This window comes from Bacillus sp. LR_5, assembly GCF_042709275.1.
Map to the genome: position 1 here is coordinate 1 of NZ_JAVAXX010000122.1, position 18037 is coordinate 18037.

The following is an 18037-nucleotide window of genomic DNA, read 5'->3' on the forward strand; positions in this document are numbered from 1 at the left end:
GGTTCTGAAAATAGATATTTTTCATGTGCTGAATCACCTTATATTGGACGCCGCAGCAGAGAAAATGTTTCGATGGCGTTGAAAAAAATACAAGTAAATGATTGGAAACTCATGATCAGCAAGAAAGAAAAGGTTTAATGGCCAGAAAAAAAGGCTAAAAGATTTCTAAAAAAACTCCACAGACAATGTCATTCTAGCTGATGGAGAAAGGGAGTCATTTTTATGAAAAAGCAGTCCAATATATGGCTTTATTTTTTCGGCGCTCTTGGAGGCGCGTTATACGGTTATGATACCGGAGTGATTTCCGGAGCTATTTTATTTATGAAAAAGGACTTAGGCTTGAATGCCTTTACGGAAGGACTTGTTGTCAGCTCCTTACTGGTGGGGGCGATATTAGGCTCAGGAGCGGCCGGCAAGCTGACTGACCGGTTCGGAAGAAAAAAAGCAATTATGGCGGCAGCACTGCTGTTTTGTATAGGAGGGCTTGGTGTGGCATTTGCCCCGAATACAGGAGTCATGGTGCTGTTTCGCATCATTTTGGGACTTGCAGTCGGAACATCGACGACGATCGTGCCGCTCTATTTATCTGAACTGGCGCCAAAACATAAGCGCGGGGCGCTGTCATCTCTGAATCAGCTGATGATCACGGTCGGCATCCTTCTTTCTTACATTGTCAATTACATATTTGCCGATGCCGAAGCATGGCGCTGGATGCTTGGATTAGCTGCTGTGCCGTCGCTGCTTTTGCTCATTGGCATTTTGTTCATGCCGGAGAGCCCGCGCTGGCTGTTTACGAATGGCGAAGAGAATAAAGCGAAAAAGGTTCTCGAAAAATTGCGTGGCACAAAAGATATTGATCAGGAAATACATGATATTAAAGAAGCGGAAAAGCAGGATGAAGGCGGCCTGAAGGAACTGTTCGATCCATGGGTGCGTCCCGCTCTGATTGCCGGTCTGGGACTGGCGTTTCTGCAGCAATTTATCGGAACAAATACGATCATCTATTATGCGCCAAAGACCTTTACAAACGTCGGATTCGGAAACTCCGCATCGATTTTAGGAACGGTCGGAATCGGTACAGTCAATGTTCTCATGACGTTAGTAGCGATTAAAATCATCGACAAGATCGGAAGAAAGCCGCTATTGTTATTCGGGAATGCCGGGATGGTGATCAGCTTAATCGTTCTTGCGCTGGTGAATCTCTTTTTCGATAACACCCCGGCTGCCTCATGGACGACTGTCATTTGTTTAGGCGTATTTATCGTTGTCTTTGCGGTCAGCTGGGGCCCGGTTGTCTGGGTGATGCTTCCTGAATTGTTCCCGCTCCATGTCAGAGGAATCGGGACCGGGGTATCGACCTTGATGCTGCACGTTGGGACACTGATTGTTTCACTTACCTATCCAATATTAATGGAAACGATCGGCATCAGTTATTTATTCCTGATTTATGCCGCGATCGGTATCATGGCGTTCTTATTTGTCCGTTTTAAAGTGACAGAGACGAAGGGAAAAAGCCTTGAAGAAATTGAACAGGATTTACGGGACAAAAACGGACAGGGAGGATCGGCTGGAAAACAGCAGACTGTCGGAACATAAAAAAGGGTGCGCGATCATGCGCATCCTTTTGATTGCTCACTGTCCTACTGTGCCGAAGTTAATGATTTTGAGAGAAATATCGTATGTAAAATCAGCCTCAGAAAATATTTCATCCCAATGTCCTTTTACTCTATGCCAGTATTCAGGATATTGAATACGGATGTAATCGGATAAAAAGATCGGATCGCTTTTATACTCATGCTGCAGTTTATCCATAACCTTCTTTACCTCGCGTTCAAGCTTTTTCTCAAAAATGTTCTCAAGCCTGTGCAAATAGCTTTTATGAAAGGAGTTTTCATTCGGATTTTGGTCTTCTGTCAGGATACCCTTTGTTTTGACAGAAATCTGAAAGACAGGCTTTCCGTTTTCAATCGCCGGCTTGATTTTAGATTTCGACTTTTTAATCTCAAACGTAATCGGATGTCCTTTATCTGTCGTCGGCATGACGCCTCCTTGGATCGTTCCCATGACCCATGTCAGTGTCTGGATTTCATCAGCTGAAAGAAATCCAACGAGTTTATTACTGCCGCTTTTGATAATGCCTGCCCCGTCATACTTTGCTTTTCCCTTTTGGTTTTTAACGGCTTGAATGAGAAAACTGTAGCCATTTTGGCAATAGATAGAGGCTCTGCCGATGCGAAGCGGAATCATAATCTTCCCGTTATATCTGCTGTTATTGGTCAGATCAATCAGCTTTTCGGAAGGCATCGGCAGCTGTTGCTTCGGACTTCCTTTTGTAAAAATATCTCCGGCTTTCCCTCTGGAAGCCATCAAATAGCTGCTGCGCCGCAGCTCATCATCCCGGATAAAATGATTGAAGACCTGATCTATGTTTTGATTCCTCATTAGCTTTTCTCCCAGAAGAATGACTTTTAAATGATCGCTATAGATAGGAGGATCCTTGATGGATACATCACTGACTGCTTCTAAAATGGTCTTCCCGTAGGATGTCACATTGACAAATTCGGGTTTTCCGGATGCTTGGCTGTCTTCACTTTGGGGAAGAAGGTTTTGATACGTTAATTTATACTGATGATCATCGGTCTCATCGATGGCAAGTCCTCTGGCAAAAGACAGTTTTTCAATATTTTTGACATCCCAGCATCCACAGAGCATCTGCAGCATCAGAACCATTGATGCAAGCTTCATCATTGTCTTCATTGCAGCTGACCCCTCCCCAGTTTTTTCTGTACCCAGCTTAAAAACCAGATAAGAAATGGTATTGCAATGACACCTAAAAATACATATCCGAGAAGTGTACCGTAATAAAACACGGCGTTAAGATCGTCAGGAAACATTGATAGGAAAAATGTAACAACCAGCAATGCAGTAAGCAGCCACGGATTGTTTTTATTTTTCAGGTGAAAGATGTCTGTTAAGCCGATATGCGCTCCTTTAAAGGAACCGAGCATACATGCAAATTGCTGGGCTGTCCAAGTTAATTGCAAAAACAGGTCAAATCGTTCAATAAAAATCCCTGGAATTTCTAAAGCGTGAATGAGTGAAATGGTTGGCCATGTCACTGTTTTTGCCTCAGCCACACTCATACAGCCAATGACCATAAACAAAGTAATGCTATAGAAAACAGTCGAGGTTGCAATGCCTAAAGCGACAGCTTTTTTTACCTGCTTGGGATCTTTCATAAAGGGAACGAGATAAAAAATAATTTCAAATCCTGAAAAATATAAAAGGGTTTTGGGAAATAAGGAGAAAAAACTTTGATAACCGCCTTCAAATACAGGTCGGATAAAATCTAATTGAAATAAACGAAAGCTGAACATCAGAAGCATAAGGAAAATAATAATAGTGACAGGAAAGATATACGCATATACCTTCGCAATGGGATAAACACCCCCGGCCACATGATAAATGGCAACCGCCAGAAAAATAAACACGACAACTGCCATCGGAGTGTTTTTTAAAAGAAAGAATCCGACAACCTCACCCAAAACTCGTGCTTGAAAGCATACGATACCGATAAAATAAAGGGATATAAATACATTCAAAAAGAAACCGATCAATTTTCCGGCTGCAATGCTGTTGAGCTCAAAAATTGTTCTCTCGCTGTTTCGTTGAAGAAAAGGTAAAAAAAGCAGTACAAAAATAATAAAAATAACGCCCTGCAGCAGGATCATGATCCATCCGATTGGACTGTCCGTTTCAGCGGCTGAGCGGGGAAGGGTTAAGACACCGGCACCGATCATTGTACTGCTGACCATAATAAACGTTTGCATAAATGTAAGCTTGTCCTCTGATTGCATCATAGCTATCACCTTTGTCTGATTTTATCTTTTGTGTCTTTTCGGGTGGGCCTTCTTTTTAAAAATAGGGTAGGGACGCGAATCACAGTGTCTTTCAAATCTTGTCCGGGCTGTGCCATAATCGGAATAATGTAATCCTGGCCAAAGCTTTTCAGTCGCATCAAGTGCCCGATTACAAACAGAAAGACCATAATGACGCCATACATGCCAAGCGTTGCAGCACTTATCATACCCGCAATGCGAATAATCCGCAGCGGAAAGTTAAAGGCGTATGAAGGAACGGTAAAGGATGCCAATGCGGTAACGGATACCACAATGACCATCAGCGCACTGACGATTTGAGCCTGTACGGCAGCCTGACCGATGACAACGCCTCCAATGAGCCCGATCGTCTGTCCGATCGGCTTTGGCAGCCGTAAACCGGCTTCCCTGATCAGTTCTATCGTAAATATCATAATAAATGCTTCGACAAAAGGCGGAAAAGGTACATTCAGCCTGCTGCCTGCAATTGAAATGGCCATTCTCGTTGGCAGAAGGCCCGTGTGAAAGGAAACGAGAGAAATATATAAGCCGGGCAAATAAATGGTAATCAGGATGCTCGAATAACGAAGCAAACGAATAAGTGACATTGTAATCCAGCGCTGGCTGTAATCATCCGGTGAATGGATAAATTCATCAAGCGTTGCCGGTACAATGAGTGCAAATGGGGTGCCATCTACTAAAATGGAAACCCGCCCTTCTAACAAAGAGCTTTCTACACGATCCGGACGTTCTGTGCTTAAGATCGTTGGAAAGATGGAAAAAGGTTCATCCTCAATGAGCTGCTCTAGTGTACCTGATTCTGGCAAATCATCTGTCGTGATGGATTTCAGCCGTTTAAACACTTCTTTTACAACATAATCAGGGGCAATATCCTGAATATATGCGACAGCTATCTTTTTCTTCGTCCTTTTGCCTATCGTCATTTCTTTTATGACGAGATTAGGGTCACTTGACCGTTCTCGTAAAAGCGCCGTATTTGTCCGCAGTTTTTCAATAAAGCCAATCTTCGGACCGCGTTCTACGATTTCTGAGGAAGGTTCTTCAAGGCTGCGCGACTTTAATGTTTTTGTGTCAAATGCCAGTCCCGCGCTGTAACCATCAGCCAGCAAAATGGTATGTCCGGAAAAAATGAGCTGCTGTATATCTTTCATTGTAGAGATCACGCTGTGGCGATAACCGAAAAAAAAAGCGGATAAATCTTCAATCAAGCCTTCTTTTTGAGCTAACGATTCTTTTTGTAAAGGAGAAATGACGTATTGCGCCAGAAGATTATTTTCTGTTAAACCGTCAATATACAGCAGGCACGCCTTCTGTCTGCTGTCTCCGAAAGAAAACGTATAAAATACGATATCGTCGTTTTGCCCCAATTTTTTTTTCAATGTTTCTATATTGCGCTGGAGATCAGAGTCGATTTGCATAGTTTCTCTCCTTTATAAAACATATTGACGGTTTTTCTTAATTTGTATCAAAAAAGGAGAATTATTCTTTATAAGGAAAAGGCTGAAACAAACCTTCTTTTGAAAGTGATATAATAAAAAGGAAGCGTTTTCTCAAAAGGGGTCATTGATACATAATGCTTTGTACATATGTTGTCATAGGAAAAAGACAGCTTATACGGCGTTTGTAAGGGGAGCGCACCGGGAAAATAATGATCAGCTATTTACAGGGGAGGGGTACAGATCATGACGCAATCACCGATTTTTCTAACGCCTGTGTTTAAAGAAAAAATCTGGGGCGGCACCGCTTTACGAGATAGATTTGGATACGGTATTCCTTCAGAAACAACTGGGGAATGCTGGGCTATTTCCGCTCATCCAAATGGACCGAGCACAGTTGCGAATGGCCCGTATAAAGGAAAGACACTGACTGAGCTTTGGGATGAGCATCGGGAAGTATTCGGCTGCGTGGAGGGGGAGCGATTTCCGCTTCTGACAAAGCTGCTGGACGTGAAGGAAGATATGTCAATTAAAGTTCACCCTGATGATTACTATGCCGGAGAAAACGAAGAGGGAGAACTCGGCAAGACGGAATGCTGGTACATTATCGACTGTAAAGAAAACGCGGAGATTATCTACGGGCATACGGCCCGTTCAAAAACAGAACTTGTCACAATGATCAACAGCGGTGATTGGGAAGGCCTGCTGCGAAGAATCAAAATTAAACCGGGTGATTTCTATTATGTGCCGAGCGGAACGCTGCACGCATTGTGCAAGGGGGCACTTGTATTAGAGACCCAGCAAAATTCAGATGCCACATACCGGGTGTACGACTATGACCGGCTTGATAACAATGGGAGTCCGAGAGAGCTTCATTTTGCCAAAGCGGTCAATGCGGCAACGGTACCCCATGTGGACGGGTATATAGATGAATCGACCGAATCAAGAAAAGGAATAACCATTAAAACGTTTGTCCAAGGGGAATATTTTTCGGTATATAAATGGGACATAAATGGCGAGGCTGAACTATCTCAGGATGAATCCTTCCTGCTTTGCAGCGTGATAGAAGGAAGCGGTTTGCTGATGTATGAAGACGAAACATGTCCGCTCAAAAAAGGCGATCACTTTATGTTGCCGGCTCAAATGCCCGATTTTACGATTAAAGGAACCTGTACACTTATCGTGTCTCACATTTAACTTAATCTCACTTCGAGATTAAGTTTTTTTTATTAAAAAATGGAAGTGATTCACCTATAAATGAAGCATATGCGTGCCGATAAATAAACTAGTTTTATATACTCATGAATATGAAAGAGGAGAAGGAATGAAAAAGAGATTAATCGCACCTATGCTTCTGTCCGCCGCGTCCCTTGCCTTTTTTGCCATATCCGGTTCTGCCCAGGCTGCAGCGTATACGGATTACTCGATATATGAGGTAGAGCCGTCAAAAACGTTCAGTACAGAAAGCCAAGCCTCGCAGGCTGTCGCCCAACTGAAAAAGGACACTGGCTGGAATGCTTCCTATCAGGCTTCAGGCACAACAACGACCTACCAAATTTCCGCTGCAGGTATACATAGCGAAGCAGAAGCGAAAGCAATACTGAGCGGGCTTACCAAACAGACAGCGATTACAGGTACGACAAGCCCTGTCGGAAGCAAACAGCCCTATGTCACCATCACCTCAGGTGCCATTTCCGGAGAAAAACAGGCAAACACTTTGCTGACCAAGCTTAAACAGGAGACGGGAGTGGCTGGTGCTGTAAAAGCTTCCGGAGAAGCTCAGTCCTATGTGAACGTCATGACATCAGAAATCGCTGATGAGACAAAAGTCAAGGCGCTTATTCAGAGCCTGGCTAAGCAAACGGGGATTAAAAGCTCGTATCAGCCCATCACCCACACGGTGTCTGTCACAACCATTCAGTCAGGCACAATTGTGGGAAATAGCAAAGCAGAGCAGATCAAAAGTGCATTCCAAAAGGAATCAGGGCTGCAGGCATCATTAAAAGAAACGGTGAAAGGACAAGCCTATTATACGTTCACTACAGCCGCCATTTCAGGTGAAGCGAATGCCAAAAATCTATTAAATCAGCTGAAACAGAGCACCGGTATCACAGGAAGCTACAAGTCAATCAATCAAAAAACAACTGCAGAGTCATACAATGTCCAATCAGCTTATTTCAAAGGACTGAATACAGTGAAGGACGCCATCAGCCAAATCAAGAAAAACACCGGTGTATCAGGGAGTTATCAACAGGTTGGCAAAAGCACAACATATACAGTGAATATGAAGGGGGTAACGAAACAACAGCTGCAAAAGATAGACACTTTCTTTAAAAAGAAAAAATGGCATTACACGTCATCCAGCGTCAAAAAAACGACCACGTCTACAGCCTATCAAATAACGACGGCACAGATTTTAGGCGAGCAGCAAGCAAACAAAGCCGCAGCCTTCTTTTCTCAGAAAAAAGTAAAGGCAACGAAAAAAGCAACTGGAACAACAGCAGAAAACCAATATCAGCTCATCTCAGAAGAAACATCAGATCAAGCAAAAGTTACAAAGGGCTTGAACATATTAAAGAAAAATCAGCTGAGTGCAACTGCGAAAACAGTAAATAAACAAATAGCTAAGACGTTTAAAATAACAACTGAATCTCTGCTTGATACAGCGAAAGTCAATCAGGCACTTACATTCTTTCAATCAAATCACATATCAGCAACAAGCCAGAAAACCGGTCAGACTACAGCGAGCAGCTATCAAATCATAACTGGAGCAATCATCAGCCAAGAAGATATTGACCGCGTTTTAGCGTTTTTTAAACAAAACAAAGCCGCCGGCACCACAGCAAAAACAGGCGAGACGGCATATACACAATACAAAATTGTTACAGCTCAGCTCAGCAGCAAAACAGCATTAAACAATGGGTTAACCTATCTTAAAACGCAAAGTTTAAGCCCAAGTTACACAACGAAAAGCAATACGCTTTATAAAATCAGCTTAAACGAACGGTTCACAGGCAATGATGCGGCTACTGCGGCATCAACAAAGCTAAAACAATTATACGGATGGACATCATCTATCGTGAAAATCAAAAACGGCCCGCAAATCATGAAAACAAATTACAATCTCTCGCTTCGTGATATGGTCCAAAAACAAATGACAGTAAGCCCGCAAACAGACGGGGGCGCTTACGTATCGCTCACTTATATTAATACAGCAACTTCAACCGTTACGGCTGATGTGCTGAATATCCGGTCAACACCGGCAGTCATCCCGACGAACGTGATCGGCCAATTTAAAAAAGGCGATAAGGTGAAAATCATCAGCCAGACAAACGGCTGGGCCAAAATCAATTTAGGCTGGCGAAACGCAAGCAGTGATGAAGTGGTTCAATACGTGGATCCGAATAACTTTTCCAGAGACAGCAAATACTACTTCCAATTTCTCAAGCTCTCACAGACAGCCGGCCTCAGCGTTACTGAGGTCAATCAGAAAGTGCTTGCGGGCAAAGGCATCCTGACAGGGAAAGCAAAGGCATTTATCGATGCTGCCAATCAATACGGCATCAACGAGCTGTATTTAATCTCACACGCTCTCCTTGAAACAGGCAACGGAACATCCGATTTAGCCAATGGTTTAACCTATAACGGAAAAAAAGTATATAACATGTACGGAATTGGCGCCTACGACAGCAACCCGAATTACTACGGCGCTAAATACGCGTACGAGCAGGGCTGGTTCACACCAGAAGCTGCTATTATCGGCGGTGCCAAATTCATAGGCTCATCGTATATACACAACACAGCCTACAATCAGGACACACTGTACAAAATGAGATGGTCATCCACAGCGACACACCAATACGCAACAGACATCGGCTGGGCGTACAAACAAGTAAACCGCATGTACAGCCTGTATTCATTGCTGGACGGTTATACGCTTTACTTTGATGTTCCGGAATATCAATAAAAAAAACACCTTTTGCAGCTGCAAAAGGTGTTTTTGATTTATCTTTTAAGGACTTTATCGTCTACCGGCTCCTCTTCCTGAGGGAAGACAATTTGATCGACCACACGTTCACTTGCTTTTCCGTCAAGATCATCAAAGAAATAATGAACAAATGAATCAATTTGCTCAAAGTTATACTTCTCTTCTTTAATGATCGAAATCATTTGATCAGACGTTTTCGCAAGCGGACCAGGAATAAAGTCAAAGTAATCATAATAGAAATCACGTTTGCGAATATAATCATCTACATCATAGCTGAAGAAGATCATCGGTTTATTTAATAAAGCATACTCAAAGCAGACAGAAGAGTAATCCGTGATCAGAACATCTGTTACTAGCAATAGCTCGTTAATTTCCCTGAACGAGGAGAAATCATAAAAGAAATCACTGTACTGATAAGGAATATTGGCATCATTACGTACGAATGGATGAATTTTGAATAAGAAGATATATTCATCCTTTAACTCACGATACAGACGGTCAAAATCAAGCACTTCAAAAGGATAATGAGCTGATTGCTGACCGTTTCCGCGGAAGGTAGGTGCAAAAAGAATGACCTTTTTGTCCTTCAGAAACGGATATTCAGTATAAAGACGTTCTTTTACAAATGCCTTCTTCGCTTCATCAAAGAAAAAGTCTGTTCGCGGTACGCCCGTAGCAATGACGTTCTCAATGTCCACGCCAAAGCCCTCTGCGTAGTGCTTCCGTATATTTTCAGAGCTGACAATAACCTTCGTGTAGTTTCTATGGTTTTTCGAATGCGGCGACGGTCCTCCCGGCAGACCGATTCGGCTGTAGCCGAATGTCTTAAAGGCGCCGACAGCATGCCACAGCTGGACAAGATCAGCATTTTTACGGATTTTCAACGGATAAATGATCGGATAAAAATCATCAATAAAAATGATTTTGCTTGTCGCAAAGTGATAAGCCATAGACATCAGTTCAGACAGGCTTTTTCTATCTCGAATGCTGCTCTTTAAGAAAAATTTGAAATCAAAGTTTTCTTCGCGCTTCAGCAGTTCTTCATAAACAAATTCGAAGTTTCCTGTCATATCAAGCCGGCTGTCAGAAGCAAAGACGATCTTATTGGACTTAATTGGCAGCAGGCGGAATACATCATAAGCAAAATGGAATAAGCTCGTATTCAGCTTGCGCATAAAGCGGTTTGCTTCTTTTCCAGTATCCAGCTCCAAAAGACTCGGATCGATTTCCTGCAGCTTGTTGCAAGACAAGTTAATGGTCTTTTCGCCCTCATCATAGTTAACAATCAAATTGAACTTCATCAGCTTTTTAGCAGAATGAAATTCCATTTTGGTGGCATACACATCATTAGAGAGGAAATTGCTGACGTTTCCAACTGTATGCACTTCCTGATGTTTTACATTTTGGTCATCTACAGCTTCAATTTCGAGAAACAGCTTATACTCGCCCTGCGGAAGAGGCTTGTCATTCATCAGCTTAGAAAAGTTAATTTGCTGTGAAAATCCTGCCCACTTATAGGCCCCTGGCACATTTGAAGTATCAATTGACAGCTGATCTACCGGAATATCCCGCAGTGAAACAGCTGTGAATAAAACACCATTGTTTACCAATAATAAACGTTTCCGAACCTGATCCTCTTTTTGAAGCGGTAAGCCCTTGATATACATATAACCCGCAATTTTAAGAATTGACCCATTCCAAGAAAACTCAGAAATTTTTCTGACAGGGACTTGCTGGTTTTCTTCAATTCGCTTCGTTTTATCAAAAAGAGAAAAAACCCTGTTATCTGCCGGATGGACAAAAACAGCTGTATTTTCTTTTTGCATTTTCTTTTTTGATCTGAAAAGTCTGTTCTTAATCTTTCTGGCCAGCTTCACTTTGTACCTCACTTTCTCCTAATCGGCACCAGATGTTAAAAATGATGAAATAAAATCGGCTACCCGCTCTGAAGATTTGCCGTCTTGATGGGTAATAAATGTCTGTGAAAAAGCTTCAATCCGCTTCGTATCAGCCTCGTGATCACTCTCGATATCGTGTACAAGCGATGGAACGTCTTTCGAAATCGGCCCGGGTACAAACGATTCAAACGGATAGTAGAAATCACGTTCTTTCAAGTAGTCTTCTAAATCCGGGCAGTAAAAATACATTGGACGTTTCAGCAGGCTGTATTCGAAAATGACTGAAGAATAATCGGTTATCAGCCCATCGGAGATTGCCATCAAATCGTACAAAGAGTACGAATCGGTTAAATCCAGCACAAAATCATCCTCTTCCGTGTGCGCATGCTTGCGCATATACGGATGAAGATGGAGCATCACGACATAATCTTTATGGTGTAGCGCCGACTTTAATTGTAGCAGATCAAGCGGGGTAGCGTCACCCTCTTGATGATGTCCGCTGCCTCGAAAAGTAGGAGCATACAAAAGCTTTTTCTTATGCTTAAGTTCAGGATAAGCCCGATGAAACTCATCCAGTACAGTGCGCATATGTTCCTTATGATAAAAATAATCCGTCCTTGGAATGCCGAGCGGCAAAATCTGCTTTTCCTCCATTTGAAAAGCCTCGGCAAAATGCGGCACGGCAGCGGGTGCACTGACGATGGCATAATCATAGTTAGAATGCACGGGAACAATCTTCAGATAATCAGAAGATGGGCCGAACGGCTTGTTCACTATGCTGTAGCCGAATTTTTTAAAGGCGCCGCAAGCATGCCAAAGCTGGATGGCGACAGTTTCCTTGCGTTTTGGCACAACATACAAAGGAAAGTAATAATCATCCAACAAAAGCACACGGCACGTGGCAAGGTGATATAGCGAGCTGAAAAGATGAAGCAAATATGCAGCTCGTCCGACCAGCCCCTTATCCATCTTGCGGAAAAGCAGGGTGATGCGAAGAGACGGATCTTGCTTCAGCTTTTCATAGACATCTTTAAAATTATCACTTAATTGATCCTCACGATAGGAAGCTATGACAACTTTGTTGTGCTGTACTGGTAATAAAGCGCTCAATAGTTTATAAGCAGTGCCGAATACTCCTTTTACGATTCGTGTAAGGAATGTTTTCACTGTTTAAATTTCCCATTCAATAACAGTTTTTCCCCAAGATGAAGTCAAATCTGCTTCAAACGCATTTGTAATTTCCTCAATACTGCGTACCGGGAAGCGTCCGCCTACTAATGTTTCTAAATAATCAACGACTTCAGGGTATTGAGCTAAAAAGTCCACAGTACGGGCAAAATCCTCGCGTCCGCTGCGGCTGCTGCCGATCAGCGTAATTCCTTTTTCAAGCACCATTCTCGTTTCAATTTCAACAGGGTATTCAGATACGCCTAAGAGCGCTACACAAGCTTCAGGATGAACATGGGCAATGATTTGCTCTATTGCGCTTTCACTGCCGCGTCCGCCTACACATTCAAAGGCATGATCGAGTCTGACATCCTCAGGAATGTCGTTAATTTGATAAGCTGCATCAACAAAAGAAAAATGATCAAGCTTGTAAGGTGTTTTTCCGAAGATAAACACTTTGCTGTCCGGATATTTCTTCTTCAGGAGAAGCGTCATGATAAATCCGAGATTTCCGTCTCCCCAGACACCGAATGTGTCGCGCTTTTTGTGTGCCATACGCTCAAAGCGGGAAAGCGCGTGAACTGCAATCGTAATAAGCTCAGTAAAGGCTGCGACATGCGGATTAATGCTGTCCGGAAGTTCAACGAGCCGATCCGGCGCCATGAACATGTAATCCTGCATAAATCCATCATAGCCGCTTGAACGGAATCTGCTGGAACGCAGGTAATTCTCCGCAATGACTTCATGCTCTTCAACCGGTGTATTCGGCACCATAACAACCCGTGTTCCGACTTTAAATGTGCCTGTCGGATCAAACATGACTTTCCCGATTCCTTCATGAATCAGAGCCATCGGCAGTTTTTTATCCATCGCTTCTTTGCCGCGTGAGCCAGTATAATAGCGCTGGTCGGCGGCACAGATCGATAAATGGGTGGGCCGGACGACGACCTTATCTGAATGGACAACTTTATCTTTATACGTCACTTCAAATTGTCGGGCAGAAACTAAACGATACGTTTGATTAATCATTGTGAAATTCGCTCCTGTAAAATGGCATTAGCCACTTTTAAGTCATATGGTGTTGTTACTTTAATATTAAAGACTTCACCGCGGACCAGCTTCACTTTTTCACCTGCTAACGAACAGATCTTGCAAGCATCAGTCAGGACAGCTTTTTGTTCATCGGACAGTTTATTATAAAGCTCGACCAATTTGCTGATCCGGAAGCTTTGCGGTGTTTGCCCTTGATACATGTGATCGCGGACAGGAATATCAGAAATAAATTCCTGGTCTTCTGAAGCGATAATCGTATCAATGGCTGAGATCACAGTATCGACCGCACCGTATTGAAGAACAGCATCAATGTTTTCGTCGATAATGCGATGAGTCAGAAATGGACGTACAGAATCATGAGTGATGATCACGTCATCATCCTGAATGCCGAATTCTTTTTCAATATAGCGGATGCCGCTCATAATAGACTCATTACGGTCACTGCCGCCTTCAACAACAACCAGGCGATCATCCTGCCCGATGAATTTCTTTAAAATGTCTTTTGTATGGTTAATCCACTCTTTAGGTGAAACGATTAAAATCTTATCGAAACGGTCATTTAATAAAAACTTTTCAACCGTATGAATGATAATAGGGCGTTTATTTAACGGCAAAAACTGTTTTGGCATATTGACGTTCCCCATGCGGGAACCTTTTCCACCGGCTAGAATCTCAGCATAAATCATAAAATGACTCCTTCCTTACTACAACTCATAATGTTTTATAAAAGGTTTTCATATTATTTGCAATACCGACCTCTATTATATATAAAGATCAGCTTGATTTCTCATTCACATAGCTTAAAAGCTGCTTACTGGCATTCCCTCTAGAGTACAGATTCCACTCACGTGAAAAGCGCTCTACTTCGGATTGGAGCTTGTCCATATCTTTCAGCTGCTCCAAGAGCATTCCTGAATCACAGCAAGGCACCCCGGGGATCACCTCTGTATAATGCCGAATTAAACCGCGGGTTTTGTTGTAAGCTTCCATATCATACGTATAAAACAAAATGGGTTTGTCCAGCAGCGCAAATTCAAATGGGACAGAAGAATAGTCTGATATTAACAGATCACTCATTTTTAAAAGGTCTGCAAGAGGGAGATCTGACACATCTTTTATCCACGCACTATCCTCAGGTAATTCAGCAGATTGCTTCATAACAGGATGCAGTTTTACTGCAAGTATATATTCACCTTTTAAATCATGCTGCAGCTGTTTTTCTGAAAACGGCAGCGAAAAACTTTCGAACTGGTCGTCCCTAAAGGTCGGCGCATACAAAATGATTTTTTTCTTCACTGGCAGATGATATTTGCTTTTAAGGTCATTGCTGTTTTCCTGCTCCTCATAGTAAGCATCGGTTAAAGGCACACCAAACCGAAGAAATTTATCACCTTTTATATCGAAAAATTCCTTAAATATGTCAGCCATATGTTCAGAACCAACGACAATCCTGTCAAATGAAGCATACACTTTTCGAAAGCGTCTTACGTCAGCCCGAGAACGATTCTGTGTGTTGATATCCTTTAACCCAAATCGCTTAAACGCCCCGTTCGCATGCCAAACTTGGATACACTCGATATCAGGCCTGCTGGTCAGAACAGTTGTCAAAACAAAATAGTTATCAACAATCACAGTCTTACTGCTCAGCATAGAAAAGACCGCTTTACATATATGAAGCGGGTGTTTTTCGTTAATAACCGAAACAGTAAGCTCAGGAAATTCTTTTTCCAGCGACTTGGCATGCTGGGTCAGCAGTACATGAATGGGAAATGAAAAGTGCCCCTTCTTGTATTCCTTTAATATGGCACGGGCATTATCAGGAAAGGAAACCAGAAGCGTCACTTGATTGCCCGGCTTGACCCAAAACAGGAATGCGCCAATGACTTTGATGAACAAATAATAAAAAAACGCAAACCAGGATTTCAATCTGTCATCAGCTCAAAACGGCTTTCACAGATTGTCCGCAGGCTCAGCGAATGATTCATGCATTTCATTACATACCATAGCTCCTTTAAGGCCGATTACAGATGGCGTGATTGATCTTTGACCTGTCCTGTATATTGCGGCTTTGCTGAAGCCCGTTCATGTTTCAGCACGGCTGTAACATACTTAGGAATGCTCAGCATCCTTCTCCAGCGGGCAGGGTTGGTAATCAGCCTGTACATCCATTCAAGGTGAAAACGGATAAAAAATGAGGGCGCTCTTTTTACATTGCCGCTGAACACATCAAAGCTTCCGCCCAGCCCTACAGCAACAGCCTGAGGGAATAAATGGCGGTATTTATGGATAAAGAACTCCTGATTAGGATAACCTAATGCGACAAATATCATATCAGGATTTGAGGCCGCAATTTTGTCCGCCACCTCACGCTGATCTTTCACATAGCCGTCAGAGTATCCGGCAATTTCAATCCCGGGAAAATCACGTTTAACTCGCTCAATTGTTTCCGCAATCACATGCTTAGCCGCACCGTAAAAGAAAACCCGTTTTTTCTTTTGGTCGGCTTTCTCAAGCAGAGACGTAAACAAATCATAACCGGCGATTCTGGATTGAAGAGGTTTTCCAATCATTTTGGAAACCATTACAACACCAATTCCATCCGGCAAAATAAAATCAGCAGACGAAAGAACCGCTTCATAACGCGGATTCTGCATTGCTTCAAATCCGATTTCAGGATTCGCTGTTACGATGAACGCACCTTTATTCTGATCTAAATATGACGTTTCTAAATGTGATACAAATGAAGTCAGTTCACTGTCTACAAAATCTAATTGATTAATGGGTTTCGTTTGCATCGTATCAACCCTCCTTTTCATCTATATGTCTATAAAAAACACGTGTCATTCGTATAGTTTGATTAAAGACTCTTTGCCTGAAAACATCTTACTCTATTTTACCACAAAAATCTTTAGGAACTTTTAACATTCACATTACAATTCCTTCACGTTTTGACGATGAATTAATATGAGGAGGGTGTACAGAATAAATGACGCAGCAGAAAGAAAATCGTTTCACTTAAAAACGCGACAAAAGAATCGATTTTTCCGAAAAAGAAAACTTGTTATAATGGGTATGGATGAGATATTAGGCCTGTAAAAATTATACATCAATACAACGGTGATACCAAAAAATGCTGGTGATTGACATTTTTAAAGAGCCTTAACTTTTATAGGAACTTATGCTATTATTGTTCATTATTAATGGTACGTAAAAAATATGTCGAAATTATAAACAATCTGTTAAGGTTTTTGGTTTTTTTCTGGTACTCTCAGTTGAAAACGGTTGGAAGGTGATGTTATCTAATGAAGAAAGTGATAACGTACGGAACATTTGATTTATTTCATTACGGACATATGAAGCTGCTTGAAAGAGCAAAAAATCTGGGTGATTACTTAGTCGTAGGATTGTCTACAGATGAATTTAATCTTCAAAAACAAAAAAAATCGCATCATTCTTATGAACATCGAAAATTCATTTTAGAAACAATCGATTTTGTGAATGAAGTGATTCCCGAAAAAAACTGGGAACAAAAAATCTCAGATATTCAAAAGTACGATATAGATACATTTGTCATAGGTGATGACTGGGAAGGGAAATTTGACTTCTTAAAGGAATATTGTGAGGTCATTTACCTTCCAAGAACAGAAGGCATTTCAACTACCCAAATCAAAAAAGACATGGCTAGCTTATAGAAGCACTAACTAAAAGAGGCTTGAAGTAATTCAGTTGCTTCTTTTTTTCTTGTTTGCACAAATATAAATTTTTCACTCTTTAAGGAGTTCATGATGAAATCTTTTATTTTTAAAAAATGCAGAAGTTTATTAGTCAGGACTTATTCAGTTCTTTTTAAGATTTTTGCTCTTCTGCCGAGAAACAACAAATTAATTTTATTTGAAAGCTATTCTGGAAAACAGTTTAGCTGCAATCCACGAGCAATCTACGAATATCTGCAGGAAAATAAAGATCAATATGATTTTAAACTGATATGGAGCATTGATAAACGATATCTGTCGGCATTAGATGGCGTTGATGCAGCATATATTAAAAGGTTTTCTCTTAAGTGGATTTGGTACATGGCTACAGCAAAATATTGGATTACAAACAGCCGGCTTCCTTTATGGATTCCAAAACCCAAAAACACATTGTATGTACAAACGTGGCATGGCACTCCGTTAAAAAAACTAGCTAATGATATGGACGAAGTGCACATGCCCGGAACCACAACTGAAAAGTATAAACAGAATTTTCTGCAGGAAGCTAGCAAATGGGATTATTTGATTTCTCCTAATGCTTATTCGACTGAAATTTTTAAACGTGCGTTTCAATTTAAAAAACAAATTTTAGAAACTGGTTATCCGAGAAATGACATTTTGTATTCTTCAAATAAGGAATCATTAATTAAGAAGATAAAGCAAGAGTTGAGAATTAGCGGCGATAAAAAAGTTATTTTATATGCGCCAACTTGGAGGGACAATGAATTTAAGAAAGTTGGGCAGTACAAATTTAAACTCCAATTTGATCTAGAGGAAATGAAGAGGGAACTTGGGGACTCTGTGGTTATCCTTCTAAGAATGCATTATCTAGTATCAGAAAAAT

General features: G+C 41.7%; 14 protein-coding genes. 5 read left to right on the forward strand and 9 right to left on the reverse strand.

Annotation, left to right across the window (positions count from 1 at the left end; translation table 11 throughout):
- Positions 1–222 precede the first annotated feature (222 nt).
- Positions 223–1596, forward strand: coding sequence for a sugar porter family MFS transporter (locus RAC86_RS21365; RefSeq protein ID WP_072565376.1), 1374 nt, complete (start codon positions 223–225; stop codon positions 1594–1596).
- A gap of 36 nt (positions 1597–1632) precedes the next feature.
- Here the strand turns inward: RAC86_RS21365 and RAC86_RS21370 are convergent, their stop codons facing one another.
- Genes RAC86_RS21370 through gerBA form a run of 3 tightly spaced genes read right to left on the reverse strand, consistent with a single transcriptional unit; the run spans position 1633 to position 5317 of the window.
- Positions 1633–2757 (reverse strand): spore germination protein GerBC, encoded by a 1125-nt coding sequence (locus RAC86_RS21370; RefSeq protein WP_072565375.1) that lies wholly within the window; start codon positions 2755–2757, stop codon positions 1633–1635.
- Positions 2754–3860, reverse strand: a complete 1107-nt coding sequence (gene gerBB, locus RAC86_RS21375) for a spore germination protein GerBB (RefSeq protein ID WP_072565374.1) — start codon at positions 3858–3860, stop codon at positions 2754–2756. The genes RAC86_RS21370 and gerBB overlap by 4 nt, the downstream gene beginning before the upstream one ends.
- 5 nt (positions 3861–3865) lie before the next feature.
- Positions 3866–5317 carry a spore germination protein GerBA gene (gene gerBA / locus RAC86_RS21380; RefSeq protein WP_072565373.1) on the reverse strand — a complete coding sequence of 484 codons (1452 nt, stop codon included), beginning with the start codon at positions 5315–5317 and terminating at the stop codon, positions 3866–3868.
- Between the two features lie 264 nt (positions 5318–5581).
- Here gerBA and manA point away from each other — a divergent pair, with 264 nt between their 5' ends.
- Together manA and RAC86_RS21390 are read left to right on the forward strand one after the other, a co-directional pair.
- Positions 5582–6532 (forward strand): mannose-6-phosphate isomerase, class I, encoded by a 951-nt coding sequence (gene manA / locus RAC86_RS21385; RefSeq protein ID WP_072565372.1) that lies wholly within the window; start codon positions 5582–5584, stop codon positions 6530–6532.
- A 127-nt stretch (positions 6533–6659) separates the two neighbouring features.
- Complete coding sequence (locus RAC86_RS21390; protein ID WP_072565371.1) at positions 6660–9302, forward strand: SPOR domain-containing protein; 2643 nt, start codon at positions 6660–6662, stop codon at positions 9300–9302.
- A 38-nt stretch (positions 9303–9340) separates the two neighbouring features.
- Here the strand turns inward: RAC86_RS21390 and RAC86_RS21395 are convergent, their stop codons facing one another.
- From RAC86_RS21395 to RAC86_RS21420, 6 genes are all read right to left on the reverse strand, one after another.
- Entirely contained in the window at positions 9341–11200 is a 1860-nt protein-coding gene (locus RAC86_RS21395) for a CDP-glycerol glycerophosphotransferase family protein (RefSeq protein ID WP_072565370.1), read from the reverse strand.
- Positions 11201–11218: 18 nt separating this feature from the next.
- Positions 11219–12388: a CDP-glycerol glycerophosphotransferase family protein gene (locus tag RAC86_RS21400; protein ID WP_072565369.1), complete on the reverse strand. Its 1170-nt coding sequence runs from the start codon at positions 12386–12388 to the stop codon at positions 11219–11221.
- Positions 12389–12391: 3 nt separating this feature from the next.
- Positions 12392–13417 (reverse strand): ribitol-5-phosphate dehydrogenase, encoded by a 1026-nt coding sequence (locus RAC86_RS21405; protein ID WP_003219623.1) that lies wholly within the window; start codon positions 13415–13417, stop codon positions 12392–12394.
- Positions 13414–14127 carry an IspD/TarI family cytidylyltransferase gene (locus tag RAC86_RS21410; protein WP_072181820.1) on the reverse strand — a complete coding sequence of 238 codons (714 nt, stop codon included), beginning with the start codon at positions 14125–14127 and terminating at the stop codon, positions 13414–13416. Before RAC86_RS21410 ends, RAC86_RS21405 begins: the two co-directional genes overlap by 4 nt.
- A gap of 88 nt (positions 14128–14215) precedes the next feature.
- Entirely contained in the window at positions 14216–15367 is a 1152-nt protein-coding gene (locus RAC86_RS21415; RefSeq protein WP_072565368.1) for a CDP-glycerol glycerophosphotransferase family protein, read from the reverse strand.
- A gap of 95 nt (positions 15368–15462) precedes the next feature.
- Positions 15463–16236, reverse strand: a complete 774-nt coding sequence (locus RAC86_RS21420) for a WecB/TagA/CpsF family glycosyltransferase (protein ID WP_072565367.1) — start codon at positions 16234–16236, stop codon at positions 15463–15465.
- 507 nt (positions 16237–16743) lie between these two features.
- Between RAC86_RS21420 and tagD the strand changes: the two genes are divergently transcribed.
- On the forward strand, positions 16744–17133 hold the full coding sequence (gene tagD, locus RAC86_RS21425) for a glycerol-3-phosphate cytidylyltransferase (protein WP_072565366.1): 390 nt from the start codon (positions 16744–16746) through the stop codon (positions 17131–17133).
- A gap of 93 nt (positions 17134–17226) precedes the next feature.
- Positions 17227–18037: CDP-glycerol glycerophosphotransferase family protein (locus RAC86_RS21430; protein ID WP_377886006.1), on the forward strand; the 811-nt coding region annotated here is incomplete at its 3' end.

Excerpts from the sequence above, each read along its gene's own strand:
- tagD (WP_072565366.1), top strand. The coding sequence starts at position 16,744 with ATGAAGAAAGTGATAACGTACGGAACATTTGATTTATTTCATTACGGA.
- RAC86_RS21410 (WP_072181820.1), bottom strand. The coding sequence starts at position 14,127 with ATGATTTATGCTGAGATTCTAGCCGGTGGAAAAGGTTCCCGCATGGGG.
- RAC86_RS21365 (WP_072565376.1), top strand. The coding sequence starts at position 223 with ATGAAAAAGCAGTCCAATATATGGCTTTATTTTTTCGGCGCTCTTGGA.
- manA (WP_072565372.1), top strand. The coding sequence starts at position 5,582 with ATGACGCAATCACCGATTTTTCTAACGCCTGTGTTTAAAGAAAAAATC.
- gerBB (WP_072565374.1), bottom strand. The coding sequence starts at position 3,860 with ATGATGCAATCAGAGGACAAGCTTACATTTATGCAAACGTTTATTATG.
- gerBA (WP_072565373.1), bottom strand. The coding sequence starts at position 5,317 with ATGCAAATCGACTCTGATCTCCAGCGCAATATAGAAACATTGAAAAAA.
- RAC86_RS21370 (WP_072565375.1), bottom strand. The coding sequence starts at position 2,757 with ATGAAGACAATGATGAAGCTTGCATCAATGGTTCTGATGCTGCAGATG.
- RAC86_RS21420 (WP_072565367.1), bottom strand. The coding sequence starts at position 16,236 with ATGCAAACGAAACCCATTAATCAATTAGATTTTGTAGACAGTGAACTG.
- RAC86_RS21390 (WP_072565371.1), top strand. The coding sequence starts at position 6,660 with ATGAAAAAGAGATTAATCGCACCTATGCTTCTGTCCGCCGCGTCCCTT.
- RAC86_RS21405 (WP_003219623.1), bottom strand. The coding sequence starts at position 13,417 with ATGATTAATCAAACGTATCGTTTAGTTTCTGCCCGACAATTTGAAGTG.